The organism is Pseudomonas aeruginosa (genome assembly GCF_001457615.1).
Lineage (GTDB): Bacteria > Pseudomonadota > Gammaproteobacteria > Pseudomonadales > Pseudomonadaceae > Pseudomonas > Pseudomonas aeruginosa.
The window spans coordinates 5,922,351-5,947,484 of the sequence record NZ_LN831024.1 but is presented as its reverse complement, the minus strand read 5'-3'; the positions used below and the strand labels follow the sequence as shown (position 1 = coordinate 5,947,484).

General features: G+C 67.3%; 23 protein-coding genes and 1 other RNA gene. 15 read left to right on the top strand and 9 right to left on the bottom strand.

Annotated elements, in window-relative coordinates; genetic code table 11:
• The first annotated feature begins 50 nt into the window (after window positions 1–50).
• Together ubiD and AT700_RS27265 are read left to right on the top strand one after the other, a co-directional pair.
• Window positions 51–1,517 (top strand): 4-hydroxy-3-polyprenylbenzoate decarboxylase, encoded by a 1,467-nt coding sequence (ubiD, locus tag AT700_RS27270; protein WP_003096332.1) that lies wholly within the window; start codon window positions 51–53, stop codon window positions 1,515–1,517.
• Window positions 1,517–2,485 (top strand): CDP-6-deoxy-delta-3,4-glucoseen reductase, encoded by a 969-nt coding sequence (locus AT700_RS27265; RefSeq protein ID WP_003096331.1) that lies wholly within the window; start codon window positions 1,517–1,519, stop codon window positions 2,483–2,485. The genes ubiD and AT700_RS27265 overlap by 1 nt, the downstream gene beginning before the upstream one ends.
• 33 nt (window positions 2,486–2,518) lie before the next feature.
• On the opposite strand, the gene glpT is transcribed toward AT700_RS27265, so the two are convergent.
• Window positions 2,519–3,868: a glycerol-3-phosphate transporter gene (gene glpT / locus AT700_RS27260; protein WP_003110671.1), complete on the bottom strand. Its 1,350-nt coding sequence runs from the start codon at window positions 3,866–3,868 to the stop codon at window positions 2,519–2,521.
• A gap of 249 nt (window positions 3,869–4,117) precedes the next feature.
• A complete protein-coding gene (locus AT700_RS27255; protein WP_003114042.1) occupies window positions 4,118–5,095 on the bottom strand; it encodes an NADPH:quinone oxidoreductase family protein in 978 nt (325 codons plus the stop codon).
• A gap of 154 nt (window positions 5,096–5,249) precedes the next feature.
• Between AT700_RS27255 and AT700_RS27250 the strand changes: the two genes are divergently transcribed.
• The 4 genes from AT700_RS27250 (at window position 5,250) to AT700_RS27235 (ending at window position 10,824) form a co-directional block, all read left to right on the top strand.
• Window positions 5,250–5,669, top strand: a complete 420-nt coding sequence (locus tag AT700_RS27250; protein WP_003096328.1) for a flagellar basal body-associated protein FliL — start codon at window positions 5,250–5,252, stop codon at window positions 5,667–5,669.
• Window positions 5,670–5,875: 206 nt separating this feature from the next.
• Window positions 5,876–6,949 (top strand): HlyD family secretion protein, encoded by a 1,074-nt coding sequence (locus AT700_RS27245; RefSeq protein ID WP_003099200.1) that lies wholly within the window; start codon window positions 5,876–5,878, stop codon window positions 6,947–6,949.
• Window positions 6,946–9,696, top strand: coding sequence for a ribosome-associated ATPase/putative transporter RbbA (gene rbbA, locus AT700_RS27240; RefSeq protein WP_021204836.1), 2,751 nt, complete (start codon window positions 6,946–6,948; stop codon window positions 9,694–9,696). The genes AT700_RS27245 and rbbA overlap by 4 nt, the downstream gene beginning before the upstream one ends.
• 3 nt (window positions 9,697–9,699) lie before the next feature.
• On the top strand, window positions 9,700–10,824 hold the full coding sequence (locus AT700_RS27235) for an ABC transporter permease (protein ID WP_003099197.1): 1,125 nt from the start codon (window positions 9,700–9,702) through the stop codon (window positions 10,822–10,824).
• Window positions 10,825–10,833: 9 nt separating this feature from the next.
• Here the strand turns inward: AT700_RS27235 and AT700_RS27230 are convergent, their stop codons facing one another.
• The 5 genes from AT700_RS27230 to AT700_RS27215 form a co-directional block, all read right to left on the bottom strand.
• On the bottom strand, window positions 10,834–11,292 hold the full coding sequence (locus tag AT700_RS27230) for an EVE domain-containing protein (RefSeq protein WP_003099195.1): 459 nt from the start codon (window positions 11,290–11,292) through the stop codon (window positions 10,834–10,836).
• 366 nt (window positions 11,293–11,658) lie between these two features.
• Window positions 11,659–12,270, bottom strand: a complete 612-nt coding sequence (locus tag AT700_RS27225) for a 5-formyltetrahydrofolate cyclo-ligase (protein ID WP_003096321.1) — start codon at window positions 12,268–12,270, stop codon at window positions 11,659–11,661.
• A 9-nt stretch (window positions 12,271–12,279) separates the two neighbouring features.
• Window positions 12,280–12,458, bottom strand: a non-coding RNA gene (gene ssrS / locus AT700_RS29995) — 6S RNA.
• A 33-nt stretch (window positions 12,459–12,491) separates the two neighbouring features.
• Complete coding sequence (locus AT700_RS27220) at window positions 12,492–12,806, bottom strand: cell division protein ZapA (protein ID WP_003096316.1); 315 nt, start codon at window positions 12,804–12,806, stop codon at window positions 12,492–12,494.
• The gene (locus AT700_RS27215; RefSeq protein ID WP_003096314.1) at window positions 12,803–13,012 is read right to left on the bottom strand and encodes a TIGR02449 family protein; all 210 of its coding nucleotides are present in this window, start codon (window positions 13,010–13,012) and stop codon (window positions 12,803–12,805) included. The genes AT700_RS27220 and AT700_RS27215 overlap by 4 nt, the downstream gene beginning before the upstream one ends.
• A gap of 188 nt (window positions 13,013–13,200) precedes the next feature.
• Between AT700_RS27215 and AT700_RS27210 the strand changes: the two genes are divergently transcribed.
• From AT700_RS27210 to AT700_RS27190, 5 genes are read left to right on the top strand one after another with little or no spacing between them, the layout of a single operon-like run.
• Entirely contained in the window at window positions 13,201–13,755 is a 555-nt protein-coding gene (locus tag AT700_RS27210; protein WP_048521771.1) for a YecA family protein, read from the top strand.
• Window positions 13,756–13,764: 9 nt separating this feature from the next.
• A complete protein-coding gene (gene pepP / locus AT700_RS27205; protein WP_003096308.1) occupies window positions 13,765–15,099 on the top strand; it encodes a Xaa-Pro aminopeptidase in 1,335 nt (444 codons plus the stop codon).
• Window positions 15,100–15,106: 7 nt separating this feature from the next.
• Window positions 15,107–16,291, top strand: coding sequence for a 2-octaprenyl-6-methoxyphenyl hydroxylase (gene ubiH, locus AT700_RS27200; RefSeq protein ID WP_003099190.1), 1,185 nt, complete (start codon window positions 15,107–15,109; stop codon window positions 16,289–16,291).
• A gap of 4 nt (window positions 16,292–16,295) precedes the next feature.
• Window positions 16,296–16,778, top strand: coding sequence for a hotdog fold domain-containing protein (locus AT700_RS27195; RefSeq protein ID WP_003099189.1), 483 nt, complete (start codon window positions 16,296–16,298; stop codon window positions 16,776–16,778).
• A gap of 28 nt (window positions 16,779–16,806) precedes the next feature.
• On the top strand, window positions 16,807–18,024 hold the full coding sequence (locus AT700_RS27190; RefSeq protein WP_003120388.1) for a 2-octaprenyl-3-methyl-6-methoxy-1,4-benzoquinol hydroxylase: 1,218 nt from the start codon (window positions 16,807–16,809) through the stop codon (window positions 18,022–18,024).
• A gap of 36 nt (window positions 18,025–18,060) precedes the next feature.
• On the opposite strand, the gene AT700_RS27185 is transcribed toward AT700_RS27190, so the two are convergent.
• Window positions 18,061–18,882: a hypothetical protein gene (locus tag AT700_RS27185; protein WP_003118038.1), complete on the bottom strand. Its 822-nt coding sequence runs from the start codon at window positions 18,880–18,882 to the stop codon at window positions 18,061–18,063.
• Between the two features lie 38 nt (window positions 18,883–18,920).
• Window positions 18,921–20,114, bottom strand: a complete 1,194-nt coding sequence (locus AT700_RS27180; protein WP_042929759.1) for an MFS transporter — start codon at window positions 20,112–20,114, stop codon at window positions 18,921–18,923.
• Between the two features lie 96 nt (window positions 20,115–20,210).
• Between AT700_RS27180 and AT700_RS27175 the strand changes: the two genes are divergently transcribed.
• The 4 genes from AT700_RS27175 (at window position 20,211) to gcvT (ending at window position 25,111) form a co-directional block, all read left to right on the top strand.
• Window positions 20,211–21,125: a LysR family transcriptional regulator gene (locus AT700_RS27175; RefSeq protein WP_014834167.1), complete on the top strand. Its 915-nt coding sequence runs from the start codon at window positions 20,211–20,213 to the stop codon at window positions 21,123–21,125.
• 67 nt (window positions 21,126–21,192) lie between these two features.
• Window positions 21,193–22,191, top strand: a complete 999-nt coding sequence (locus AT700_RS27170) for an extracellular solute-binding protein (RefSeq protein ID WP_003096289.1) — start codon at window positions 21,193–21,195, stop codon at window positions 22,189–22,191.
• A 67-nt stretch (window positions 22,192–22,258) separates the two neighbouring features.
• Window positions 22,259–23,878, top strand: a complete 1,620-nt coding sequence (locus AT700_RS27165; RefSeq protein ID WP_003099178.1) for an ABC transporter permease — start codon at window positions 22,259–22,261, stop codon at window positions 23,876–23,878.
• A 150-nt stretch (window positions 23,879–24,028) separates the two neighbouring features.
• Window positions 24,029–25,111 (top strand): glycine cleavage system aminomethyltransferase GcvT, encoded by a 1,083-nt coding sequence (gcvT, locus tag AT700_RS27160; protein WP_003114049.1) that lies wholly within the window; start codon window positions 24,029–24,031, stop codon window positions 25,109–25,111.
• Window positions 25,112–25,134 lie beyond the last annotated feature (23 nt).

The following is a 25,134-nucleotide window of genomic DNA, read 5'->3' as shown; positions in this document are numbered from 1 at the left end:
TGGGCCGGGAGCAGGTAGGATGTGGGGTCTTGCAGTGAATGGTTAGGCCAATGACGTTCAAGGATCTCCGCGATTTCATCGCCCAGCTGGAGCAGCGCGGTGCGTTGAAGCGCATCCAGGTGCCGATTTCCCCCGTGCTCGAGATGACCGAGGTGTGCGACCGCACGTTGCGCGCCAAGGGCCCGGCATTGCTGTTCGAAAAGCCGACCGGCTTCGACATGCCGGTGCTCGGCAACCTGTTCGGTACGCCGGAGCGCGTGGCGCTGGGCATGGGCGCCGAGGACGTCGGCGCACTGCGCGAGATCGGCAAGCTGCTGGCGCAACTCAAGGAGCCCGAGCCGCCGAAGGGCCTCAAGGACGCCTGGGCCAAGCTGCCGATGTACAGGAAGGTCTTGTCCATGGCGCCGAAGGTGCTCAAGGACGCCCCCTGCCAGGAAGTGGTCGAGGAGGGCGAGGACGTCGACCTCGGCCGGCTGCCGGTCCAGACCTGCTGGCCGGGCGATGTCGGGCCGCTGATCACCTGGGGCCTGACCGTTACCCGCGGGCCGAACAAGGAACGGCAGAACCTGGGCATCTACCGCCAGCAGGTGATCGGCCGCAACAAGGTGATCATGCGCTGGCTCAGCCATCGCGGCGGCGCACTGGACTACCGCGAGTGGTGCCAGAAGCATCCGGGCCAGCCCTATCCGGTAGCCGTGGCGCTGGGCGCCGATCCGGCGACCATCCTCGGTGCGGTGACGCCGGTGCCGGACACCCTTTCCGAATACGCTTTCGCCGGCCTGTTGCGCGGGCATCGTACCGAGCTGGTCAAGTGTCGCGGGAGCGACTTGCAGGTGCCGGCCAGCGCCGAGATCGTCCTCGAAGGGGTGATCCACCCCGGCGAGATGGCCGACGAAGGTCCCTATGGCGATCACACCGGCTACTACAACGAGGTCGATCGCTTCCCGGTGTTCACCGTCGAGCGCGTCACCCGCCGGCAGAAACCGATCTACCACAGCACCTACACCGGGCGTCCGCCGGACGAGCCGGCGATCCTCGGGGTGGCGCTGAACGAAGTGTTCGTGCCGATCCTGCAGAAGCAGTTCCCGGAAATCGTCGATTTCTACCTGCCGCCGGAAGGTTGTTCCTACCGGATGGCGGTGGTGACCATGAAGAAGCAGTACCCAGGGCACGCCAAGCGCGTGATGCTCGGGGTCTGGTCGTTCCTGCGGCAGTTCATGTACACCAAGTTCGTCATCGTCACCGACGATGACATCGATGCGCGCGACTGGAACGATGTGATCTGGGCCATCACCACGCGGATGGACCCCAAGCGCGACACGGTGATGATCGACAACACGCCCATCGACTACCTCGACTTCGCCTCGCCGGTCTCCGGCCTCGGCTCGAAGATGGGGCTTGATGCCACCCACAAGTGGCCGGGCGAGACCAGCCGCGAATGGGGGCGCGCCATCGTCAAGGACGAAGCGGTAACACGGCGCATCGACGCGCTCTGGTCGAGCCTCGGGATCGACTGATGCGTATCGTCCTGCAACCGTCCGGCGCCTGCCTCGAGCTGCTGCCGGGGGAACGCATCCTCGATGGCGCCCGGCGGCTTGGCTACGACTGTCCGCAGAGCTGCCGCAATGGCAACTGCCATATCTGCGCGGCGCTGCTGGTGGAGGGGCGGGTACGCCAGAACGGCGAGGTACGCGATCATGGCGAACTCTTCACCTGCCTCGCTGAGCCGCTGGAAGACTGCGTGCTGCATTGGGACGGGGTGCTGGCGCCGGGTGAACTGCCTCTGCGCAAGCTGACCTGCCAGTTGAGCTTCTGCGAAGAGGTCGGCGGCGACGTCTACCGGGTCGGCCTGCGCGCGCCGGCCGGCAAGCCGCCACGCTATCACGCCGGGCAGTACCTGTTGCTGGAGCGTGACGGCGGCGACAGCGCGGCGTTTTCCCTGGCCTCCGCGCCGCATGCGGGACGCGACCTTGAGTTGCACATCCTGGCCAAGGAAGACAGTGCCGTCGCGCTGATCGCGCAATTGCAGCGCGAGCGCCTGGCACGGATCCAGCTGCCGTTCGGCGACGCGCACCTGGCGGAACTGCCCGACGGTCCGCTGGTGCTGATCGCCGCGGGAACCGGCATGTCGCAGATGCACAGCCTGATCGAGCACTGCCGCGCCGCCGGCTTCGCCCATCCTGTACATCTCTACTGGGGCGTTCGGCGTCCGGAGGATTTCTACCGTCTGCCGCACTGGACGGAGTGGGAAGGCCTGCCGAACCTGTTCCTGCACCGGGTGGTCAGCGACCTCTGTGGCTGGGAGGGGCGTTGCGGCTTGCTGCACGAGGCGGTGCGCGAGGATTTCGCCGACCTGTCGAGCCTGCATGTGTATGCCAGCGGCTCGCCGGCGATGGTCTACGCGACCCTGGATGCCCTGGTCGAAGCAGGGATGGACGCGCACCAGATGCGCGCCGACGTGTTCGCCTACGCGCCGCGGGACTGAACGCGGCTCCGGCCTGGCGCCGGAGCCGCCGCGTCATCCGCCGGCTTGCTGCGGCGCGGCCTGGACCGCGGGTTTGCGCAGGGTCAGGCAGAGGAACAGGATGGCCAGCAGGCAGGCGCCGATCAGCAGCTTGAAGCCACCGTCCCAGCCGAAGTGGTCCACCGTGTAGCCGACCAGGGCGTTGGCCGCCACCGAACCGCCGAGGTAGCCGAACAGACCGGTGAAGCCGGCGGCGGTGCCGGCCGCTTTCTTCGGCGCGAGCTCCAGGGCCTGCAAGCCGATCAGCATCACCGGGCCGTAGATCAGGAAGCCGATCATGATCAGCGCGGCCATGTCGATCGCCGGGTTGCCGGCCGGGTTCAGCCAGTAGATCAGGGTGCCGACGGTCACCAGGATCATGAACACCACGCCGGTGGCGCCGCGATTGCCCTTGAACAGCTTGTCCGACAGCCAGCCGCAGAGCAGGGTACCGGGAATCCCCGCCCATTCGTAGAAGAAGTACGCCCAGGACGACTTGTCGACGTTGAAGTGCTTGGCCTCCTTGAGGTAGGTCGGCGCCCAGTCGAGCACACCGTAGCGCAGCAGGTAGACGAACACGTTGGCCAGGGCGATGTACCAGAGCAGCTTGTTGCGCAGCACGTAGGTGACGAAGATCTCCTTGGTCGACAGCTCGCGCTCGTGGTGTTCGTCGTAGCCTTCGGGGTAGTCGTCCTTGTGCTTCTCGATCGGCGGCAGGCCGCAGGATTGCGGGGTGTCGCGCATGGCGAAATAGGCGAATACGGCTACGCCCACGGCGACGATGGCCGGCACGTAGAAGGCCGAGCGCCAGTCGCCGAACAGCGCCAGGCCGAGCAGGAACAGCGGGCCGATCAGGCCGCCGCCGACGTTGTGGGCGACGTTCCACACCGAGACCACGCTGCCGCGCTCCTTCTGCGACCACCAGTGGACCATGGTCCGTCCGCTCGGCGGCCAGCCCATGCCCTGGGCCCAGCCGTTGATGAAGAGCAGGACGAACATGATGGCGACGCTGGAGGTAGCCCAGTGCGCGAATCCGAAAATGAACATCACCGCCGCCGACACCAACAGGCCGAACGGCAGGAAGACCCGTGGGTTGGAACGATCCGAGACCAGGCCCATGATGAATTTCGACAGGCCGTAGGCGATGGCGATGGCCGACATCGCGACGCCCAGTTGACCGCGGCTGTAGCCGTCCTCGATGAGGTAGGGCATGGCCAGGGAGAAGTTCTTGCGCAGCAGGTAGTAACCCGCGTAGCCGATGAAGATACCGGCGAAGATCTGCCAGCGCAGGCGCCGGTAGGTGCTGTCCACCTCGGCATCGGGCAGTGGCGCCTGGTGTGGCGCGGGACGAAAGATTCCGAACATCGCGAGCTCCGCTTGTTGTTGTGTCGCGCCTTTTTACGCGGTTGCGAACACTACATTTTTCGTAAATGAAAAAATAGCGAAAATGTTACAGGTTGAGTGCATTGGTCGGAAATAAGAAAGCCCCGGTCGGAAACCGGGGCCTTCATAGGGGAAAAACATCTGACAGCGTGGGCCTCGGCCGGTGTATCGCTCCGGCCCGCCATGCCTTTCTCCGCACGGGCGGGAGGCAATACTCGCCGCCTTCGTGGCTCAGCGAACCTCCACCACCACCTTGCCGACCGCCCTGCGCTGGCCGAGGGCGTCGATAGCGTCGCCGGCCCGTTCCAGCGGGAAGCGCTGCGACACCAGCGGCTTCAGTTTGCCTTCGGCGTGCCAGGCGAACAGCTGGCGGAAGTTGTCAGCGTTGTCCTGCGGCTGGCGTTGGGCGAACGATCCCCAGAACACGCCGACCAGCGAGGCGCCCTTGAGCAGGGTCAGGTTGGCCGGCAGCGAAGGGATGCTGCCGCTGGCGAAGCCGACCACCAGCATCCGTCCGTTCCAGGCGATGCTGCGGAAGGCCTCCTCGAACAGTTCGCCGCCCACCGGATCGTAGATCACATCGACGCCCTGGCCGCCGGTCAAGGCCTTGAGCTGCTCGCGCAGGCTACCTTCGCTGTAGTTGATCAGTTCGTCGGCGCCGGCGGCCTTGGCCACGGCGAGCTTGTCGGGGGTACTGGCGGCAGCGATCACCCGCGCGCCCATGGCCTTGCCGATTTCCACGGCAGCCAGCCCGACCCCGCCGGAAGCGCCGAGCACCAGCAGGGTCTCGCCGGGTTGCAGGTTGGCGCGCTGTTTCAGGGCGTGCATCGAGGTGCCGTAGGTCATGCCGAAGGCGGCGGCGCTGGCGAAGTCCATGCCTTCGGGAATCGGCATCACGTTATAGCCGGGCACCTTGACCTGCTCGGCGAAGCTGCCCCAGCCGGTCAGGGCCATGACCCGGTCGCCGGGCCTGACGTGGGCGACCTTTTCACCGACCGCGGCGACCACCCCGGCCGCCTCGCCGCCCGGGGAGAAGGGGAAGGGTGGCTTGAACTGGTACTTGCCCTCGATGATCAGGGTGTCTGGGAAGTTGACCCCGGCGGCGTGCACATCGAGGAGGATTTCGTTCTTCGCCGGGCTCGGGCTGGCGATTTCTTCCAGGACCAGGCTGCTGGCCGGGCCGAAGGCTTTGCAGAGGACGGCTTTCATCGGGGACGCTCCAGTTTGCGGTCCGGCCAGTGTAGGAGGGAGACGCCGGGGGTCAATCAGCATCGCCGCAACTGATGGTTGTCCATAAACCCCGGGCTTGGGCCCGGCCGAGAGTCTGGCTATGCTTGCCGGCATTCGTCGAGGAGATGCGCCCGTGAGAACCCCCATTGCCCTGTCGCTGGCCCTGTGCCTGAGTCTGTTCCCGTCGTTCGCCTCGGCCGAGGAGGCCGCGCCGGAAGGCGAGGGCGCGAACAAGCCGGTCTACGTCGACCTGACCCCGGCGCTGGTCGGCAACTACGGCAGCGGGCCGCGCCTGCAGTACTACAAGGCCGACATCGCCCTGCAGGTGGCCGACAAGGACGCGGCGACCAAGGTCGAGCATCACGAGCCCTTGATCCGCAACCAGTTGATCATGCTGTTCGCCCAGCAGACCGACCAGAGCCTGGGTACGGTCGAGGCCAAGGAAAGCCTGCGCCAGGAGGCGCTGAAGCAGGTCCAGCAGACCCTCGAGCAGGAAGAGGGCAAGCCGCTGGTGACCGACCTGCTGTTCAACAACCTCATCGTCCAGCCCTGAGGTCAACTATCCGTTCTGTCCCGCGCTCCCGGATGCGAGGCACCGGCGATTCTGCTTTCCTGTGAGATTCGGTCGGGCGCGTCTGACGTGCATCAACACCCGCGCGCCGCCCTGGAGGGACAATCGAGCCAGTGAAGTCCGCGGCGGCCGCGCTTTCCAGCGTGAGCGCCATCGCCGCGGCCTGGCCGGACGTGCGAGGAGAAGGGATGAAACAGGAAAGCAAACGGTGGCTGAGCCGTGCCTTGATCGTGGCGGCGCTGCTCGGCGTAGGCGTGCTGGTCTGGCAGGTATCGCGACCGACTGGCCTGGGCGAGGGATTCGCCAGCGGCAACGGACGCATCGAGGCCACCGAGGTGGACGTGGCGGCCAAGCTTCCCGGGCGGGTCGCCGAGATCAAGGTCGACGAGGGCGACTTCGTCAAGGCCGGCGAAATCGTCGCGCGGATGGATACCCAGGTGCTCGAGGCGCAGTTGGCCCAGGCCCAGGCCCAGGTGCGCCAGGCGGAGAACGCCAAGCTCACCGCGACCTCGCTGGTGGCCCAGCGCGAGAGCGAGAAGAGCACTGCCCAGGCCGTGGTGGCGCAGCGCCAGGCCGAGCTGACAGCGGCGCAGAAGCGCTTCACCCGTACCGAGGCGCTGGTCAAGCGCAATGCCCTGCCGCAACAGCAACTCGATGACGATCGGGCGACCCTGCAGAGCGCCCAGGCGGCGTTGTCCGCGGCACGCTCGCAAGTGATTTCGGCGCAGGCGGCGATCGAGGCCGGGCGTTCCCAGGTAATCGAGGCGCAGTCGGCCATCGAGGCGGCCAAGGCCAGCGTCGCCCGGCTCCAGGCGGATATCGACGACAGCCTGCTCAAGGCGCCGCGCAACGGCCGCGTGCAGTACCGCGTGGCACAGCCGGGGGAAGTGCTGCCGGCCGGTGGCAAGCTCCTCAACATGGTCGACCTGGCCGACGTCTACATGACTTTCTTCCTGCCATCCATGCAGGCCGGTAGGGTCGGACTGGGCCAGGAAGTGCGCTTGGTGATCGACGCGGTGCCGGACTACGTGATCCCGGCCAAGGTTTCCTATGTCGCCAGCGTCGCCCAGTTCACCCCGAAAACGGTGGAAACCGCCAACGAGCGGGAGAAGCTGATGTTCCGGGTCAAGGCGCGGCTCGATCCGGCGCTGCTGGAAAAATACATCACCTACGTCAAGACCGGCGTGCCCGGAATGGCCTACCTGCGACTGGACCCTGAGGTCGAGTGGCCGGCCAACCTGCAGATCAAGGTTCCGCAATGACCGCTGGCGGGAGCGGCGTGGCGAGCCTCCGGGGCGTTTCGCTGCGCTACGGCGAGACGCGCGCGGTGGACGACGTCAGCCTGGAGATCCCGGCCAACCGCATGGTCGGCCTGATCGGTCCGGACGGGGTCGGCAAGTCCAGCCTGCTGGCGCTGCTGGCCGGCGCACGGAAGATGCAGGATGGCGAGATCCGCGTGCTCGATGGCGACATGCGCGACCGCCGCCACCGCCGGGCGGTCTGCCCGCGCATCGCCTACATGCCCCAGGGGCTGGGCAAGAACCTCTACCCGACGCTCTCGGTGTTCGAGAACGTCGACTTCTTCGGTCGGCTGTTCGGCCACGACAAGGCCGAGCGCGAGCGGCGCATCGCCGATCTGCTGCAAAGCACCGGATTGGCGCCGTTCGCCGAGCGTCCTGCGGGCAAGCTGTCCGGCGGCATGAAGCAGAAGCTCGGGCTGTGCTGCGCGCTGATCCACGATCCCGACCTGCTGATCCTCGACGAGCCGACCACCGGCGTCGACCCGCTGTCGCGCAACCAGTTCTGGGAGCTGATCGGCCGTATCCGCGCGGGCCGCGAAGGCATGAGCGTGCTGGTCGCCACCGCCTACATGGAGGAAGCCGAGCGCTTCGACTGGCTGGTGGCGATGGACGACGGAAAGGTCCTGGCCACCGGTACGCCGCAGGAGCTGCGCGAGCGCACCGGGACGCAGAGCCTCGAATCGGCGTTCATCGCCCTGCTGCCGGAAAGCAAGCGCGCCGGCCACCATCGATTGGTGATCCCGCCGCGACCGCAGAGCGAAGGCGCGCCGCGGATCGCCATCGAGGCCGAGGGCCTGACCTGTCGTTTCGGCGACTTCGTCGCGGTCGATCACGTCAGCTTCCGTATCGAGCGTGGGGAAATCTTCGGCTTTCTCGGCTCCAACGGCTGCGGCAAGTCCACCACCATGAAGATGCTCACCGGCCTGCTGCCGGCCAGCGAAGGCACGTGCGCGCTGTTCGGCCAGCCGGTGGACGCCAGCGACATGGCGACCCGTCGCCGGGTCGGCTACATGTCCCAGGCCTTTTCCCTGTATGCCGAGCTGAGCGTGTGGCAGAACCTGGTGTTGCACGCCCGGCTGTTCCACCTGCCGGCGGATGGCATCCCGGCACGGGTCGGCGAAATGCTCCGGCGCTTCGACCTGGAGAAGGTGGCCGACGAGCTGCCCAACGACCTGCCGCTGGGCATTCGCCAGCGTCTGTCGCTGGCGGTGGCGGTGATCCACAAGCCGGAAATCCTGATCCTCGACGAGCCCACTTCGGGGGTCGACCCGGTGGCTCGCGACGGCTTCTGGGAGCTGATGGTCGAGCTGTCGCGCCGCGACGGGGTGACCATCTTCATTTCCACCCACTTCATGAACGAGGCTCAGCGCTGCGATCGCATCTCGCTGATGCATGCCGGCAAGGTACTGGCCAGCGATACTCCCGATGAGCTGGTGCGCCAGCGTGGTCTGCCGACCCTGGAAGCGACCTTCATCGCTTACCTGGAGGAAGCCGCGGGTGCCGCCGCGCCAGCGCAACCGGCCGAGGCGCCGGCCGTCGCGGAGCAGCCCGGCGATGGCCAGGAGCGCCAGGCGCAACGCGAACGCTTCAGCCCCCTGCGGCTGTTCAGCTATGCGCGCCGCGAAGCCATGGAGCTGCGCCGCGACCCGATCCGCCTGACCCTGGCCCTGCTCGGCACCGCGCTGCTGATGTTCATCATCGGCTATGGCATCAACATGGACGTCGAGGACCTCTCCTGGGCGGTCCTCGACCGTGACCAGACCACCACCAGCCAGGCCTACGCGCTGAACATCGCCGGCTCGCGCTATTTCGTCGAACATGCGCCGATCACCGACCCGGACGACCTCGACCGGCGCCTGCGCAGCGGCGAGCTGAGCCTGGCGGTGGAGATTCCGCCGAACTTCGGGCGCGATCTCAAGCGTGGCTCCGATCCGGCCATCGGCGTGTGGATCGACGGAGCGATGCCGACCCGTGCCAACACCGTGCTCGGCTACGTGCAGGGTCTGCACACCAGCTACCTGGCGGACCTCTCGCGGCAGGCGGGTGGGGCCGAGGCCAGCGCGGCGGCCAGCACCGAGGTGCGCTATCGCTACAACCCCGACGTGGAAAGCCTGAAGGCGATGGTGCCGGCGGTGATCCCGCTGCTGCTGATCATGATCCCGGCCATGCTCACCGCCCTCGGCGTGGTGCGCGAAAAGGAACTGGGTTCGATCACCAACCTCTATGTCACCCCGGTGACGCGCCTGGAGTTCCTGGTCGGCAAGCAGCTGCCCTACGTCGCCATGGGCATGATCAACTTCCTGCTGATGCTGGTCCTGGCCATCGTGGTATTTCGCGTGCCGCTCAAGGGGAGCTTCCTGGCGTTGACCATCGGCGCTTTCCTCTATGTGGTCACCAGCACTGGCCTCGGGCTGTTCCTCTCGACGTTCATGCGCAGCCAGATCGCCGCTGTATTCGGCGTGGCGATCGCCACCATGATCCCGGCGATCCAGTTCTCCGGGCTGATCCACCCGGTGTCCTCGCTGGAGGGTGCGGCGGCCTGGATCGGCAAGCTCTATCCGACCTCGCATTTCCTGGTGGTCAGCCGCGGCGCCTTTTCCAAATCGCTGGGCCTGTCCGATCTCTGGGCCTACTACCTGCCGCTTGCCGCTTCCATCGTGGTGCTGACCCTGCTCAGCGTGGCCTGCCTGAAGAAGCAGGAGGACTGAGCGATGCGCAGCCTGGCCAACATCTTCAACCTGGGCATCAAGGAGTTCCGCAGTCTCGGCCGCGACTACGCGATGCTGGCACTGATCGTCTGGGCCTTCACCCTGGGCGTCTACAGTTCCGCCACCGGTATTCCGGAAACCTTGCATCACGCGCCGATCGCGGTGGTCGACGAGGACCGCTCGCAGCTCTCGTCGCGTATCGTCAATGCCTTCCAGCCCCCATACTTCCGGCCGCCGGAAATGATCGGACATGCCGAGATGGATCGCGGCATGGACGTCGGCCTGTATACCTTCACCCTCGATATCCCGCCGGACTTCCAGCGCGACGTGCTCGCCGGGCGCAAGCCCTCGATCCAGGTCAACGTCGACGCGACCCAGACCGGGCAGGCCTTCTCTGGCGCGGGCTACATCCAGAACATCGTCGCCACCGAGGTGCGCGAATTCGTCAGCCGCTACCGCGCGGAGCCGAGCATGCCGGCGCAGATCGAGGTGCGCATGGAATTCAACCCGAACCTGACCCAGGCCTGGTTCGGTGGGGTGATGGAAGTGATCAACCAGATCACCATGCTGTCGATCATCCTCACCGGCGCCGCGCTGATCCGCGAGCGCGAGCACGGCACCGTCGAGCACCTGCTGGTGATGCCGCTGTCGGCCTTCGAGATCATGATGGCCAAGGTCTGGTCGATGGGGCTGGTGGTGCTGGTGGCGGCGGGGCTCTCGTTGCAGTGGGTGGTGCGTGGCTGGCTGGACGTGCCGATCAGCGGCTCGGTGGGACTGTTCCTGCTCGGCGCCGGATTGCATCTGTTCGCCACCACCTCCATGGGCATATTCCTCGGCACGGTGGCGCGTTCGATGCCGCAGCTCGGACTGTTGACCATCCTCGTGCTGCTGCCGCTGAACATTCTTTCGGGCGGCACCACGCCACGGGAAAGCATGCCGGAACTGGTGCAGAACATCATGCTGGCGGCGCCGACCACGCATTTCGTCAGCCTGGCCCAGGCGATCCTGTTCCGCGGCGCCGGTTTCGACATCGTCTGGCCGCAGTTCGCCGGTATCGTGGTGATCGGTTCGGCGTTCTTCTTCGGCGCGCTCTGGCGTTTCCGCCGGACCATCTCGCAGATGGCCTGAGCGATGGCTTCAGCGTTTCGCCAGCGGCAGGATCGCCTGCCATTCCTCGGCGCTGACCGGCATTACCGAGAGGCGGCTGCCCTTCTGCACCAGGGCGAGGTTGGCCAGGGCGTCCTGGGCCTTCAGCCGGGCCAGTGGAACGACCTCGGCGAAGGCTTCGACGAAGCTGACGTCGCGGGCGCTCCAGGGGTTCTTCCCGGCGCTGGCCTTGGGGTCGTGGTAGGGGCTGGCGGGATCCAGGGCCGTGGGATCGGGGTAGGCTTCGCCTTCGATGCGGGCGATACCGGCGATGCCGGGCTGCGGGCAACTGGAGTGGTAGAAGAAGAACAGGTCGCCGGAGTTCATGCTGCGGATGAAGTTGCGCGCCTGATAGTTGCGCACGCCATCCCAGCGGGCGGTTCCGAGGCGTTGCAGGTCGCGGATCGAGAGTTCGTCCGGCTCGGATTTCATCAGCCAGTAGGCAGGCATGAACTTTGCTCCTCTTTCGTAGATATACGTAGGAAACGTCTGCGCGTGACCACCGGTCGCCGGTGTAATTGCGTATGACTTCAGCTTATCGGAAAATGCCGTTTTTCAGCGGGGCAGGGTGCTCAGGCGATAAGATAATCGCAAGGACCGGCCTCGAAAATTGCCTGGAAGGGGGAGGCAATCGATGAAGCGCAAGCCAGACTTGCTGTGGGTTTTGGTCATCATCTTCGGACTTGGGGTCGTCACCACCGGTTATACCCAGAGCCTCTGGGAACGACAGGCCAGTACGCCCGCCCAGGTGACGCAACAGCCGTAAGACTCGCCGGGTATCGCATGGAACGCGGTACCCAGGGTTCTCCCTCCTTCCTAGCGTTTCCCTGCCACGTACCAGCCCGCATCGGTCACCGTTCCCGCCAGGGGAATGTCCCAGCTGGCCAGCGCCAGTCGATCCACCTTCTGACATTCATGGGCCAGGCCGATCAGCGTCGGTTTGTGACCATTTTTGCGCCTCGCCAGGTAGGCCAGGCTGCGGTCGTAGAAGCCGCCGCCCATGCCCAGGCGCCCGCCCTGTTCGTCGAACCCCACCAGCGGCAGCAGTACCAGGTCCAGCGCCCAGGCCTTGCGCTGGCGGCCGGCGTCGGCCAGCGGTTCGCTGATGCGGAAGCGGTTGCGGGTCCAGCGTTCGCCGCTGCCGACCCGCTGGAATACCATGCGCGTCCGCGGCCAGGGCGCCAGCACCGGCAGGTAGGTGGCCTTGCCGCGCTTCTGCGCCGCACGCAGCAGCGGACGCGGGTCGATCTCGCCGTCGTTGGGCAGGTACAGGGCGATATGGCGGGCACGGCGGAAAAGGGGATGCTGCGCCAGTTGTCGATAGAGGGCGCGGGCGGCGAGGCGTTGCTGCAGGGGGGAGAGCGCGCGGCGCGCCTGGCGGAGCTTGCGGCGCAGGGCCGGGCGGCTGAGGTCTTGCGATTCGATCATGTGGAAAGGTAGCTCCCCGGTCGTGCCGCTGTCGGGTTAGCCCTTGAACCCGAAAGTTCAAGGTGGCGGTTGCAGTAGACCTTAAGGCTTTCCGTCGTGCGGACATGCACACCGGTCCAACTGGCAACCTCCGTTGTTGCAGTTATCGGCTCAGGGACATCACCGACTGGCCAACACACCAGGGAGCGGAGGCCAGTATACCCGAATTGGCCGCGCCCGGGTCAGGCTTCGCCGGCATCGGCCGGATTCGCCAGGGCGCGGTCGACGCGATCGAGCAGTTCGCGCACGCGCTCGCGGGTCGAGCTGCTTTCCTGGTCCAGGCGCTCCTTGCGGTGCAGCAGGTCGTGGGTGATGTTGAGGGCGGCCATCACGGCAACCCGGTCGGCGCCGATGACTTTGCCGCTGGAGCGGATCTCGCGCATCTTGCCGTCCAGGTAACGGGCGGCGCTTTCCAGGTTGGCGCGCTCGTCGTCCGGGCAATTGATGCAGTATTCCTTGTCGAGAATCTGCACGGTGAGGGTATTCGACTGGCTCATGTGTCCTGCTCCAAGGCTTTCAGACGCAAAATCATCGCTTCGACCTTGTGTCTCGCCATTTCGTTCTTTTCGATCAGATGAGCGCGCTCTTCGCGCCAGGACTTTTCGTTCGCCCGCAGCAGCCGGTTCTCCGCCTTGAGCTGTTCCAGCTTCTGGAGCAGCTGGTCGAACTTGGCCGTCAACAATTGCAGATCGGCGTCTTCCATGGGCTCTCGCTTGGGAATTGGGGTGATTGGACAACTATATAGGATCGTCCCCGGTCGGGGCCAATGCCCCGGCCGGGCCGGCGCGCCGGCAACCGGTCGCATGGTCTTGCCGGGGCGGGCGGTGCTAGGATAACCACCTTCATTTCACGTGTAGCGCCCCAATGGCGCCCAGCCGTCAGGGTCCCGAGATGTCCACTCAGAATTCCGCCTACAGCGCCTTTTCCTCCCTTCTCGCCGAGGCGGCCATGCCGGTCTCGCCGGCCGAACTGCACGGCCATCTGCTGGGTCGGGTCTGCGCCGGCGCCGGCTTCGACGAGGCCGCCTGGCAACACGCTGCCGCCGAACTGCTCGGCGGCGCGCCGGACGAACGACTCAAGGCCGCGTTGTCCGGCCTGCTCGGCATGGTCCGGCAGGACTTTTCCGCCGGCGAGGTCGCCGTCGTCATGCTCCTGCCCGACGACGAAACCCCGCTCGCCCAGCGCACCGAGGCGCTCGGCCAATGGTGCCAGGGTTTCCTCGCCGGTTTCGGCCTCACCGCCCGCGAAGGCAGCCTGACCGGCGAAGCCGAGGAAGTGCTGCAGGACATGGCCGCCATCGCCCAGGTCCAGGGCCAACTGGAAGACAGCGAGGACGGCGAGACGGACTATATGGAAGTCATGGAATACCTGCGGGTCGCTCCGCTGCTGCTGTTCGCCGAGTGCGGCAAGCCGCTGGAGCCCGCTCCCAAGCCTTCACTGCACTGAGGTTTCTGCATGATCCGTATCCCCAAGTCGGAGTACGCCCGTCGGCGCAAGGCGCTGATGGCGCAGATGGAACCCAACAGCATCGCCATCCTGCCGGCGGCGCCGATGTACATCCGCAATCGCGACGTCGAGCATGTCTACCGCCAGGACAGCGACTTCCAGTACCTCACCGGCTTCCCAGAGCCGGAGGCGGTGATGGCGCTGATTCCCGGCCGTGCCCACGGCGAATACGTGCTTTTCTGCCGCGAGCGGGATCCGGAGCGTGAACTGTGGGACGGCCTGCGCGCCGGCCAGGACGGTGCGATCGGCCAGTACGGCGCCGACGACGCCTTTCCCATCGGCGATATCGACGACATCCTGCCCGGCCTGATCGAAGGCCGCGACCGGGTCTACTACGCCCTTGGCGCCAATCCCGACTTCGACCGCCGGCTGATGGACTGGATCAACGTGATCCGCTCCAAGGCCCGCCAGGGCGCGCAGCCGCCGAACGAGTTCGTTGCCCTCGACCACCTGCTGCACGACCAGCGGCTGTACAAGAGCGCCAACGAAGTGAAGGTCATGCGCTACGCCGCCGAGGTCTCCGCCCGGGCGCACATCCGGGCGATGGAGGTGTGCCGGCCGGGGCTGTTCGAGTACCACCTGGAAGCCGAACTGGAATACGAGTTCCGCAAGGGCGGGGCGAAGATGCCGGCCTACGGCTCGATCGTCGCCGCCGGACGCAACGCCTGCATCCTGCACTACCGCGAGAACGATGCGGCGATCAAGGACGGCGACCTGATCCTGATCGATGCCGGCTGCGAGATCGACTGCTACGCCAGCGACATCACCCGTACCTTCCCCGCCAATGGCCGCTTCAGTCCCGAGCAGAAGGCGATCTACGAACTGGTGCTGGAAGCCAACATGGCGGCGTTCGACTACATCGCCCCCGGTCGCCACTGGAACGAGGCCCATGAGGCCACCGTACGGGTCATCACCGCCGGGCTGGTGCGCTTGGGCCTGCTGGAGGGCGACGTCGACGAGCTGATCGCCCACGAGGCCTACAAGGCTTTCTACATGCACCGCGCCGGCCACTGGCTGGGGATGGACGTGCACGACGTCGGCGAGTACCGCGTCGGCGGCGAATGGCGGGTGCTCGAACCGGGCATGGCGATGACCGTCGAGCCGGGCATCTACATCGCCCCGGACAATACCTCGGTGGCGAAGAAGTGGCGCGGTATCGGCGTACGCATCGAGGACGACGTGGTGGTCACCCGCAATGGTTGCGAAGTGCTGACCAACGGCGTGCCGAAGACCGTCGCCGAGATCGAGGCGCTGATGGCCGCGGCCAAGAGCGAGGCAGCCTGAGGTGACGATGAGCAAGGTCAACCTGGCGATCATCGGCGGGGGCCTGGTCGGCGCCTCGCTGGCGCTGGCCCTGCAGGCCGGCGCTCGGGAGCGCGGCTGGTCGATCGTGCTGATCGAACCCTTCGCCCCCGGCAACGCCTACCAGCCCAGCTACGACGCCCGCTCTTCGGCGCTATCCTACGGCAGCCGGCAGATCTACGAGCGACTCGGCCTGTGGCCGGCGATCGCCGAGCGCGCCGAGCCGATCCTGCATATCCATGTTTCCGACCGCGGCCGCTTCGGCGCCACCCGCCTGACCGCCATCGAGGAAGGCGTGCCGGCGCTGGGCTACGTGGTGGAGAACGCCTGGCTCGGCCAGTGCCTGTGGAAGGCGCTCGACCCCGAGGTGGTGCGCTGGCACTGCCCGGCCGAAGTGAAGACCCTGGAAGCCCGGGAGGGCGGTTACCGGCTTACCCTCGACGACGAGACGCAACTCGATTGCGAGCTGGCGATCCTCGCCGATGGCGGTCGTTCCGGGCTGCGCGAACAACTTGGCATCGCCGTGGAGCAGACGCCGTACCGGCAGACTGCGCTGATCGCCAACGTATCGCCCTCCGAGGCGCACCTCGGGCAGGCCTTCGAGCGCTTCACCCCCAGCGGTCCGATGGCCCTGCTGCCGTTGCCGGATAACCGTTGCGCGCTGATCTGGACCCGCCCAGGCAAGGACGCCGAACGCCTGCGTGGCCTCGATGACGCGGCCTTCCTCGGCGAGCTGCAGGCTGCCTTCGGCTACCGCCTCGGCGCCTTCCGCCAGGTCGGCGCACGGCACTGCTACCCCTTGCACCTGGTCGAGGCCCGCGAGCAGGTGCGTCCGCACCTGGTGGTGCTGGGCAACGCTGCGCACAGTCTGCACCCCATCGCCGGCCAGGGCTTCAACCTGTCGTTGCGCGACACCCTGGCGCTGGTCGACGCCCTGCTCCACGACGACGCGCCGCTGGGCGAGTTCGCCGTGCTGCAGCGCTACCTCGATGGGCAGCGCCTGGACCAGCAGATGACCGTCGGCTTCTCCGACCGGGTGACCCGGCTGTTCTCCAACGACCGCGCGCTGCTCGGCGCCGGGCGCAACCTCGGCCTGCTCGGGCTCGACCTGCTGCCGCCGGCCAAGCGCTGGTTCGCCCGCCAGGCCATGGGCCTCGGCGCGCGGCCGCTGTAGCGCCATGCCGGTCTGGTCGAGGGCGCGCAAGGCCCGCCTGCTGCGCTTCGCCATGAATCTCTACCCGCCCTTCCTGGGGGCGGGCATCCGTGTGCGGCACATCGCTGGCGATTTCCGCGAGGTTCGGGTGCGCATGGGCCTGAACCGGCTCAATCGCAACTATGTAGGCACCCAGTTCGGCGGCAGCCTCTACGCGATGACCGACCCGTTCTTCATGCTGATGCTGATGGAGAACCTGGGCCGCGACTACGTGGTCTGGGACAAGGCGGCCAACATCGAGTTCGTCAGCCCGGGCAAGGGCCCGGTGCATGCGCATTTCAGCATCGACCAGAAGCTGCTCGACGAGGTCCGCGAGCGGACCGCCGGCGGCGAGAAGTACCTGCCCCGGCTGCACGCCGAAGTGCGCGACGACGCCGGCACCCTGGTGGCGCGGGTTCAGAAAACCCTGTACGTGCGGCTCAAGCCGCGCCTGCGGAACGCGGCCTGAAGAGGGCCCACGAGTGGAGAACGAGGATATGCACGCGGATCTGGTCATCGTCGGCGCCGGCATGGTCGGTAGCGCCCTGGCCCTGGCCCTGGAGGGCAGCGGCCTGGAGGTGCTGCTGGTGGACGGCGGCTCGCTCGACGTGGCGCCGTTCAAGCCGGAGGCGCCCTACGAGCCGCGGGTCAGCGCGCTGTCCGAAGCCAGCCGGCGGATTCTCCAGCGCCTGCATGCCTGGGACGGCATCGTCGCGCGCCGCGCCGAGCCCTATCGCGAGATGCAGGTGTGGGATGGCTCCGGCACCGGGCGGATCGGCTTCAGCGCCGCCAGCGTGCACGCCGAGGTACTCGGCCATATCGTCGAGAACCGGGTGGTGCAGGACGCCCTGCTGGAACGCCTGCACGATTCCACCACCGGCCTGCTGGCCAATGCGCGCCTGGAACAGATGCGCCACTCCGGCGACGACTGGCTGCTGACCCTGGCCGACGGTCGCCAGCTGCGTGCGCCGCTGGTGGTCGCCGCCGACGGCGCCAACTCGGCGGTACGCCGCCTGGCCGGCTGCGCCACCCGCGAATGGGATTACCTGCACCACGCCATCGTCACCAGCGTGCGCTGCGAGAACGCGCACCGCGCAACCGCCTGGCAGCGCTTCACCGACGACGGTCCGCTGGCCTTCCTGCCCCTGCCGGACCGCGGCGACGAGCACTGGTGCTCGATCGTCTGGTCGACCACCCCGGAACAGGCAGAACGCCTGATGGCGTTGGACGAGGATGGCTTCCGCGCCGCCCTCGGCGAAGCCTTCGAACAGCGCCTGGGCGCCATCCTGCATGCCGACCGGCGCCTGTGCATCCCGCTGCGCCAGCGGCACGCCAAGCGTTACGTCGAGCCGGGCCTGGCGCTGGTCGGCGATGCTGCGCACACCATCCACCCGCTGGCCGGACAGGGCGTGAACCTGGGCTTCCTCGATGCGGCGGTGCTGTCCGAGGTCCTGTTGCACGCCCTGGAGCGCGGCGAACGGCTTGCCGACGAACGCGTGCTGAGTCGCTTCGAGCGGCGGCGGATGCCGCACAACCTGGGCATGATGACGGCGATGGAAGGCTTCGAGCGCCTGTTCCAGGCCGACCGGTTGCCGCTGCGCTGGCTGCGCAACGCCGGCCTGCGCCTGGTCGACGGCCATCACGAGGCGAAGGCGCTGTTCGTCCGCCAGGCGCTTGGCCTCAGCGGCGACCTGCCGTCGCTGGCACGAGTCTGAGCGGGGCGGCCCCCCTGACGGGAGGGCCGCCAGTCCTCAGAACAGCGCCGCGCAGTCACGCATGACCTGCGCCTTGTTGCGCAGGTAGAGCCCGAACAGGTTGCGCGCGGCTTCTTCGTTCACCTCGATTTCCATCGCCTCGACGAAGGCGTTCACCGCCGCCGTGGCGTGGGCGAAGTGATTGCTCTCGGTGCCGCCGGTGTGCACCGTTACCCAGGCCACGGTGGCGCGGGCGCGTTCGGCGGGTACGCCCATGTCGCGGCTGAACCATTCCTTGTACAGCGGGTGGATGTACTCCACCTCGCCGTGGGTATAGACCTCGTGTACCAGCGTGGTCAGCAGTCCCTGCATCAGGTCGCGCTCGCGCAGGCGCTGGCGGTCGGTCCAGTCCTTGAACGCCTGCGCCGAAGGCAGGCAGTTCTCGCGCAGCAGCCAGCGGTCGTCGCCGCAAAGGGTGGTGGCCATGGTGTAGAAAAGATCGGCATGCACGGTGTTGCCGAGGGCGCCGAGGTCTTCGTCGGTGATCCGTTGCAGGCTGCCGCAGGCTCGATAGAGCTGGTCTGCCGCTGCCGAACCCTGTTCCGAACGGGCCAGCAGGGTAAGGCGATTGGCCAGTCCGGAAACGCTGGCCGCCGAGTTGTTGGTCTTCGACCAGCTGGCGAAGAACTTGCGCAGCGGCTCGACCGCCTGGCGCCGGGCGGTGACCCGGGCGAAGGCGTCCTCGATGTCCAGCAACGACGCCGTCTCGTCCCAGAAGGCCCGGAACAGTGCGTGGCGCAGGGTTCCGGCGGGCATGTCGTTGAGGACCGGCTCGATGACGCCGAGCAGCTTGCTGTGGGGGGTGATGACATGGTTCATGGCTAACCTCCTGTCGGTTCTTGTTGTTCTTGCGATGGTTACGGTCTTCCTTGCGACGCGCGCAGGGCCGCGCGTTCGGCCGGTGGTGCGGACCAGCCGTAGCGGGTCAGAAGCAACGGCAGCAACTGGGCCAGGAGGATCAGGCCCAGGCAGCCCGGCCAGCCCCAGCGCTCCCAGAATGGCGCCGGCAGCACCGCGCCGAGGCTGCCACCGGCGTAGTAGCAGGTCAGGTAGAGGCCGACGGCACCGGCCTTGTCGGTCCCGGCATTGCTGGCGGTGAAGGCGTTGACCGTGGACTGTGCGAGGAACACGCCGGTGGCGCTGAGGGCCAGGCCGACGAGAATCGTCGGCAGGCCCGGCGCCAGGGTCAGCAGCGAGCCGCACACGCCCAGCAGCGATGCGCCCAGCAGCAACTGGCGGTGCGGGCGGGTGCGGGCCAGGCGGCCGCTGGCGGGAATCACCAGCAGGGCGAGGAGGAACACCGCGTAGATCGAGCCGAGCTGAGCGGTGTCCAGGCTGTACGGCGGACGGCTGAGATGGATGCCGATATAGGTGAACATGGCGACCTGGGAAAAGAGGACACAGAACCCCACCGCGTAGGACGACAGCAGCGGAGCCCGGAACAGTTCACGGGATACTAAGGGGCGTTTCCCCGGTGCGGGCGCGTGCCTGCCAGAATTGGCAGGGAGCAGCGCACGGATGGCGACAGCGATGAGCAGGGTCAGCCCGGCGAGGATCCGGAAGGCGACGCGCCAATCCCACTCCTCGGTCAGCAGGCCGGTGAGGAAGCGTCCGGCGAAGCCGCCGAGGATGGTCCCGGCGACATAGAGGCTGGTCAGCTCGATGACCGCGCCGCCGCTCCAGCGCTCGCCGATGTAGGCCACGCTGCTGGCGAACAGCAGGGGAATCAGCATCCCTTCGGCGAAGCGCCAGAGCAGGAAGGCGGCGAAGCTGCCGGCATGGGCGGCCAGCAGCATGGGCACGCAGAGCAGGCTGGCGGCGAAGGCGATCACCCGGCTGCGCTCGCGGCCGCCGCTGAGTCGGCCGACGAAGGGCGCGGCGAGAGCCACCGCCAGGGTGGTGGCGGTGATGCTCCAGTTCGATTGATGGGCGCTGATGTGGAAGCTCGCCGCCAGTTCGTCGAAGATGCCCTGGGTGGTATAGAGATTGAGGAACGCAGCGCAACCGCAGAGAAACAGCGCGAGGCGGGGGAAACCCTGGGACGAATTCATGGAACGCTCTGCCTGGACGAGAAACCCCCTGTTATAGGGGCGCTCCCGACGGGCTGGCCAATACCGATTCAGGACCGATCGATACCGAGGAACCGCATGCTCGACCTACGCCGCCTGCGCTGCTTCGCAGCCGTTGCCGAAACCCTGCATTTCGGCCGCGCCGCCCAGCGCCTGCACATGGCGCAGCCGCCCTTGACCCGGCAGATATCCGCGCTGGAGGAAGAGCTGGGCTTTCGCCTGTTCGACCGCTCCAGCCGGGCGGTGACCCTCACCGCCGAGGGCAGCCTGTTCCTGCCTTACGCACGCGCCCTGCTGGACCAACTGGAGCGCACCGCCGGCTTCGCCCGCAAGCTGGCGCAGGGGCTGGCCGGCCACCTGACCCTCGGCTACGCCAGCTCCATCGCCCTGTCGGACCTGTTCACCGAGGCGATCCGACTGTTCCGCGAGCGCCATCCGGAGGTGCAACTGGAGCTGCTCGAAGGCGCTTCGGCGGCGCAATGGGCGCAGATCGCCGAAGGCGGCATCGATGTGGGGCTGGGGCGCCTGCCGCCGCCGGAAGGCCAGGTCGGCATCGAGGTGCTGGCCCTGGGCGGCGAGCCGCTGGTGGTGGCCGTGCCCAACGGCGATCCGCTGGCGCGGCAAGAGCGGATCGACCTGTACGATCTGCGTGATCGGCCGCTGATCCTGTTTCCACTGGACTACGGCTCCGGCCTCAACGAACTGATCGAGCGCCTCTACCGGAAGGCCGGGCTGGCGCTGACGAGGGGACCGGCCGGACGCCAGATCACCTCGATCATCGCCCTGGTCGCGGCCGGCCAGGGCGTTGCCCTGGTGCCGCGTTGCAGCACCGCGCTGGCCCGGGCCGGAGTCGTCTATCGCCCGCTGGCCGAGCCCGAGGCGCTGGCCGATTTCCTCGTCTTCACCCGCCGCCATGGCCGCAGCGCCGCGGTGGAGGCGTTCCTCGCCATCCTCGGTGGCTTGGACGCAAGCGAAACACCCCGACACATTTAGTCGCGCGGGTTCGCAAGCGAGATTTCTTATCATTCGTGCCTACGTTCCGCTGACGAGGCTGTTCTTCATGCAGGCAAGCAAAGCTCTACTCGCCGCCCTGGCCCTGGGCATCACCGGCCTGGCCCAGGCCGCCGACGAAGTGGTGGTGTATTCCTCGCGCATCGACGAGCTGATCAAGCCGGTGTTCGATGCCTACACCAGCAAGACCGGCGTGAAGGTCAAGTTCATCACCGACAAGGAAGCGCCGCTGATGGCGCGGATCAAGGCCGAAGGCGCTAACACCCCGGCCGACCTGCTGCTCACCGTGGACGCCGGCAACCTCTGGCAGGCCGAGCAGATGGGCCTGCTGCAACCGTTCAAGTCGGCCACCATCGAACGGAACATTCCCTCGCAGTATCGTTCCAGCACCGATAGCTGGACCGGACTGTCGCTGCGCGCGCGGACCATCGTCTACTCCACCGAGCGGGTCAAGCCGGAAGAGCTGAGCACCTACGAAGCCCTGGCCGACAAGCAATGGGAAGGCCGCCTGTGCCTGCGCACGGCGAAGAAGGTCTACAACCAGTCGCTGACCGGGACCCTGATCGAGACCCACGGGGCGCAGAAGACCGAGGAAATCCTCCAGGGCTGGGTGAACAACCTGGCCACCGACGTATTCGCCGACGACAACGCGGTGATCCAGGCGGTGGACGCCGGCCAGTGCGACGTCGGCATCGTCAATACCTACTACTACGGGCGCCTGCACAAGCAGAACCCGAACCTGCGGGTCAAGCTGTTCTGGCCGAACCAGGCCGACCGCGGCGTCCACGTCAACCTGTCGGGCATCGGCCTGACTCGCCACGCGCCGCATCCCGAGGCAGCCAAGGCGCTGGTGGAATGGATGACCGGGCCCGACGCCCAGGCGCTGTTCGCCGGGATCAACCAGGAATTCCCGGCCAACCCGCAGGTCGCGCCGTCAGCCGAAGTCGCCAGCTGGGGCAGCTTCAAGGCCGACAGCATCCCGGTGGAAGTTGCCGGCAAGCGCCAGGCCGAGGCGATTCGCCTGATGGACCGCGCCGGCTGGAACTGACCGCCGGTTATACTCGACGCCCCGGCTCGTCCGAGCGGGGCGTCGTTCGTTCCGCACCGAGGATTTCGTGGCCCATCCCGCTCCCCGCCGCTGGTACCCCATCACCTTCACCGTTGCCGCGCTGGTGCTGCTGCCGCTCAGCGTGCTGCTGCTGAGCTGGCTGGAGATCGACCGGGAAATCTGGAGCCACCTGTGGGATACCCAGTTGCCGCGCCTGCTCGGCAACACCCTGACCCTGGTGCTCGGCGTCGGCATCGGCGTGACTCTGCTCGGGGTCAGCCTGGCCTGGCTCACCAGCCTCTGCGAATTCCCCGGGCGGCGCTGGCTGGACTGGGCGCTGATGTTGCCGTTCGCGATCCCGGCCTACGTCCTGGCGTTCGTCTTCGTCGGCCTGCTGGATTTCGCCGGACCGGTGCAGAGCCTGCTGCGCGAGTGGTTCGGCAGCGGCCTGCGGTTGCCGCGCGTACGCTCCACCGGCGGGGTGATCCTGGTCCTGGTGCTGGTGTTCTATCCCTATGTCTACCTGCTCGCGCGCAGCGCCTTCATCGCCCAGGGCAAGGGCCTGATGGAAGCCGCGCGGGTTCTCGGCCTGTCGCCCTGGCAGGCGTTCCTGCGGGTCGCCCTGCCGATGGCGCGGCCGGCGATCGGCGCCGGCCTGGCGCTGGCGGTGATGGAAACCCTGGCCGACTTCGGCGCGGTATCGGTGTTCAACTTCGACACCTTCACCACCGCCATCTACAAGACCTGGTACGGCTTCTACAGCCTCTCCAGCGCCGCCCAGCTGGCCAGCCTATTGTTGCTCGGGGTATGCCTGGTGCTGCTCGGCGAGCGCCACACGCGAGGCCGAGCCAAGGCCGCCAGCGAGCGTCCGCGCGGCGCGCCGCTGTACCGCCTGCGCGGCGCCAGGGCGCTGGCGGCGAGCGCCTGGTGCGGGCTGGTGTTCCTCTGCGCCTTCGTGATTCCCGTGGCGCAACTGGTTGTCTGGTTCTGGCGCCAGGGCCGTTTCGACCTCGACGAGCGCTACTGGGACCTGATCGGCCATACCCTGACGCTGGGCGGCATCGCCGCGCTGGCGACGGTCGCCGTGGCCCTGCTGCTGGCCTTCGCCGTGCGCCTGGCGCCGACCCGCGCTATCCGCGGCGCGGTGGGCCTGGGCAACCTCGGTTATGCGCTGCCGGGCTCGGTCCTGGCGGTTTCGATCATGCTGGCCTTCAGCTGGCTGGACAATCACTGGGTGATCCCGCTTTCCAGCGCCCTCGGCGGCGCCGGCAAGCCGCTGCTGCTGGGCAGTCTGTTCGCCCTGCTGCTGGCCTACCTGATCCGTTTCATGGCGGTGGCCTACGGGCCGCTGGAAAGCGGGCTGGCGCGGATCCGCCCGTCGCTGCCGGAAGCTTCGCGCAGCCTCGGCGTGGGCGGCCCGCTGCTGTTCCTGCGGGTCTACCTGCCGCTGTTGCTGCCGGCCTCGCTGAGCGCCGCGCTGCTGGTCTTCGTCGACGTGCTCAAGGAGATGCCGGCGACCCTGCTGATGCGTCCCTTCGGTTGGGACACCCTGGCCGTACGGATCTTCGAGATGACCAGCGAGGGCGAATGGGCGCGCGCCTCGCTGCCGGCCCTGACCCTGGTGCTGGTCGGCCTGCTACCGGTGGTCGGGTTGATTCGTCGTTCTGCCCATCATTCAGATCGCTGAGCCCAGTATCCATGCAGGTCGTAGGGTCTATGCACGGATCGCGGCACGCTTCCATGGTGTCCTGCTCCGGGGCTTGCGGCTACAATGCGCGCGATTTCGTGCCGGCGGTCCCTGCCGACGGCACCCGCTACGCCCGGAAGGAGAATACCCATGGGATTGCGCACCCCGCTTTACGAGCTGCACGTCGCGCTCGGCGCCAAGATGGTCGATTTCGGCGGTTGGGACATGCCGCTGCACTACGGTTCGCAGGTCGAGGAGCACCATCAGGTCCGGCGTGACTGCGGCGTCTTCGACGTGTCCCACATGACCGTGGTCGACGTCGCCGGCGAGCAGGCCACGGCCTATCTGCAGCATCTCCTGGCGAACGACGTGGCGCGTCTCGGCGAAACCGGCAAGGCGCTCTACAGCGCGATGCTCAACGAAGAGGGCGGGGTGGTCGACGACCTGATCGTCTACCTGACCGAGCACGGCTACCGGGTGGTGGTCAATGCTTCCACCCGCGACAAGGACATCGCCTGGATGCAGGCGCAGGCCGCCGGCTTCAAGGTCGACCTGCAGGAACGCGGCGACCTGGCGATGCTCGCCATCCAGGGCCCCAACGCCCGCGTGCACAGCTCCGAACTGGTATCCCCGGCACGCGCCGCGCTGATACGCGAACTCAAGCCGTTCCAGGGCCGTGCCGAGGGCGACTGGTTCATCGCTCGCACTGGCTACACCGGCGAGGACGGCCTGGAAATCATGCTGCCGGCCGCCGAGGCGCCGGGTTTCCTCAACGAGCTGGTTGGCGCCGGGATCTCCCCGGCGGGCCTGGGTGCGCGCGATACGCTGCGCCTGGAGGCCGGGCTCAATCTCTACGGCCAGGACATGGACGAAAGCGTTTCCCCGCTTGCCGCCAACATGGGCTGGACCGTAGCCTGGGAGCCGGTTGCGCGGGACTTCGTCGGCCGCCGCGCGCTGGAAGCGCAGAAGGCCGCCGGCGACCAGCCGAAGCTGGTCGGCCTGGTACTGGAGGAGCGCGGCGTGCTGCGCGCCCACCAGGTGGTGCGGGTAGCTGGCATTGGTGAGGGGGAGATCACCAGCGGCAGCTTTTCGCCTACCCTGAACAAGTCCATCGCGCTGGCCCGCGTGCCGGCCGCCACCGGCGACCGCGCCGAGGTGGAAATCCGCGGCAAGTGGTACCCGGTACGGGTGGTCCAGCCCAGTTTCGTGCGTCACGGCAAGCCCCTGATCTAACCTGGCAATGGCGACCGCCGTCG

Bases quoted from the DNA above. Each gene is read 5' to 3' on its own strand.
- AT700_RS27185 (WP_003118038.1), bottom strand. From the start codon at position 18,882: ATGAACCATGTCATCACCCCCCACAGCAAGCTGCTCGGCGTCATCGAG.
- AT700_RS27175 (WP_014834167.1), top strand. From the start codon at position 20,211: ATGCTCGACCTACGCCGCCTGCGCTGCTTCGCAGCCGTTGCCGAAACC.
- AT700_RS27170 (WP_003096289.1), top strand. From the start codon at position 21,193: ATGCAGGCAAGCAAAGCTCTACTCGCCGCCCTGGCCCTGGGCATCACC.
- ubiH (WP_003099190.1), top strand. From the start codon at position 15,107: ATGAGCAAGGTCAACCTGGCGATCATCGGCGGGGGCCTGGTCGGCGCC.
- AT700_RS27220 (WP_003096316.1), bottom strand. From the start codon at position 12,806: ATGAGCCAGTCGAATACCCTCACCGTGCAGATTCTCGACAAGGAATAC.
- AT700_RS27245 (WP_003099200.1), top strand. From the start codon at position 5,876: ATGAAACAGGAAAGCAAACGGTGGCTGAGCCGTGCCTTGATCGTGGCG.
- AT700_RS27210 (WP_048521771.1), top strand. From the start codon at position 13,201: ATGTCCACTCAGAATTCCGCCTACAGCGCCTTTTCCTCCCTTCTCGCC.
- AT700_RS27230 (WP_003099195.1), bottom strand. From the start codon at position 11,292: ATGCCTGCCTACTGGCTGATGAAATCCGAGCCGGACGAACTCTCGATC.
- AT700_RS27235 (WP_003099197.1), top strand. From the start codon at position 9,700: ATGCGCAGCCTGGCCAACATCTTCAACCTGGGCATCAAGGAGTTCCGC.
- rbbA (WP_021204836.1), top strand. From the start codon at position 6,946: ATGACCGCTGGCGGGAGCGGCGTGGCGAGCCTCCGGGGCGTTTCGCTG.
- gcvT (WP_003114049.1), top strand. From the start codon at position 24,029: ATGGGATTGCGCACCCCGCTTTACGAGCTGCACGTCGCGCTCGGCGCC.
- AT700_RS27195 (WP_003099189.1), top strand. From the start codon at position 16,296: ATGCCGGTCTGGTCGAGGGCGCGCAAGGCCCGCCTGCTGCGCTTCGCC.
- glpT (WP_003110671.1), bottom strand. From the start codon at position 3,868: ATGTTCGGAATCTTTCGTCCCGCGCCACACCAGGCGCCACTGCCCGAT.
- AT700_RS27265 (WP_003096331.1), top strand. From the start codon at position 1,517: ATGCGTATCGTCCTGCAACCGTCCGGCGCCTGCCTCGAGCTGCTGCCG.
- AT700_RS27180 (WP_042929759.1), bottom strand. From the start codon at position 20,114: ATGAATTCGTCCCAGGGTTTCCCCCGCCTCGCGCTGTTTCTCTGCGGT.
- AT700_RS27190 (WP_003120388.1), top strand. From the start codon at position 16,807: ATGCACGCGGATCTGGTCATCGTCGGCGCCGGCATGGTCGGTAGCGCC.
- AT700_RS27215 (WP_003096314.1), bottom strand. From the start codon at position 13,012: ATGGAAGACGCCGATCTGCAATTGTTGACGGCCAAGTTCGACCAGCTG.
- ubiD (WP_003096332.1), top strand. From the start codon at position 51: ATGACGTTCAAGGATCTCCGCGATTTCATCGCCCAGCTGGAGCAGCGC.
- pepP (WP_003096308.1), top strand. From the start codon at position 13,765: ATGATCCGTATCCCCAAGTCGGAGTACGCCCGTCGGCGCAAGGCGCTG.
- AT700_RS27255 (WP_003114042.1), bottom strand. From the start codon at position 5,095: ATGAAAGCCGTCCTCTGCAAAGCCTTCGGCCCGGCCAGCAGCCTGGTC.
- AT700_RS27225 (WP_003096321.1), bottom strand. From the start codon at position 12,270: ATGATCGAATCGCAAGACCTCAGCCGCCCGGCCCTGCGCCGCAAGCTC.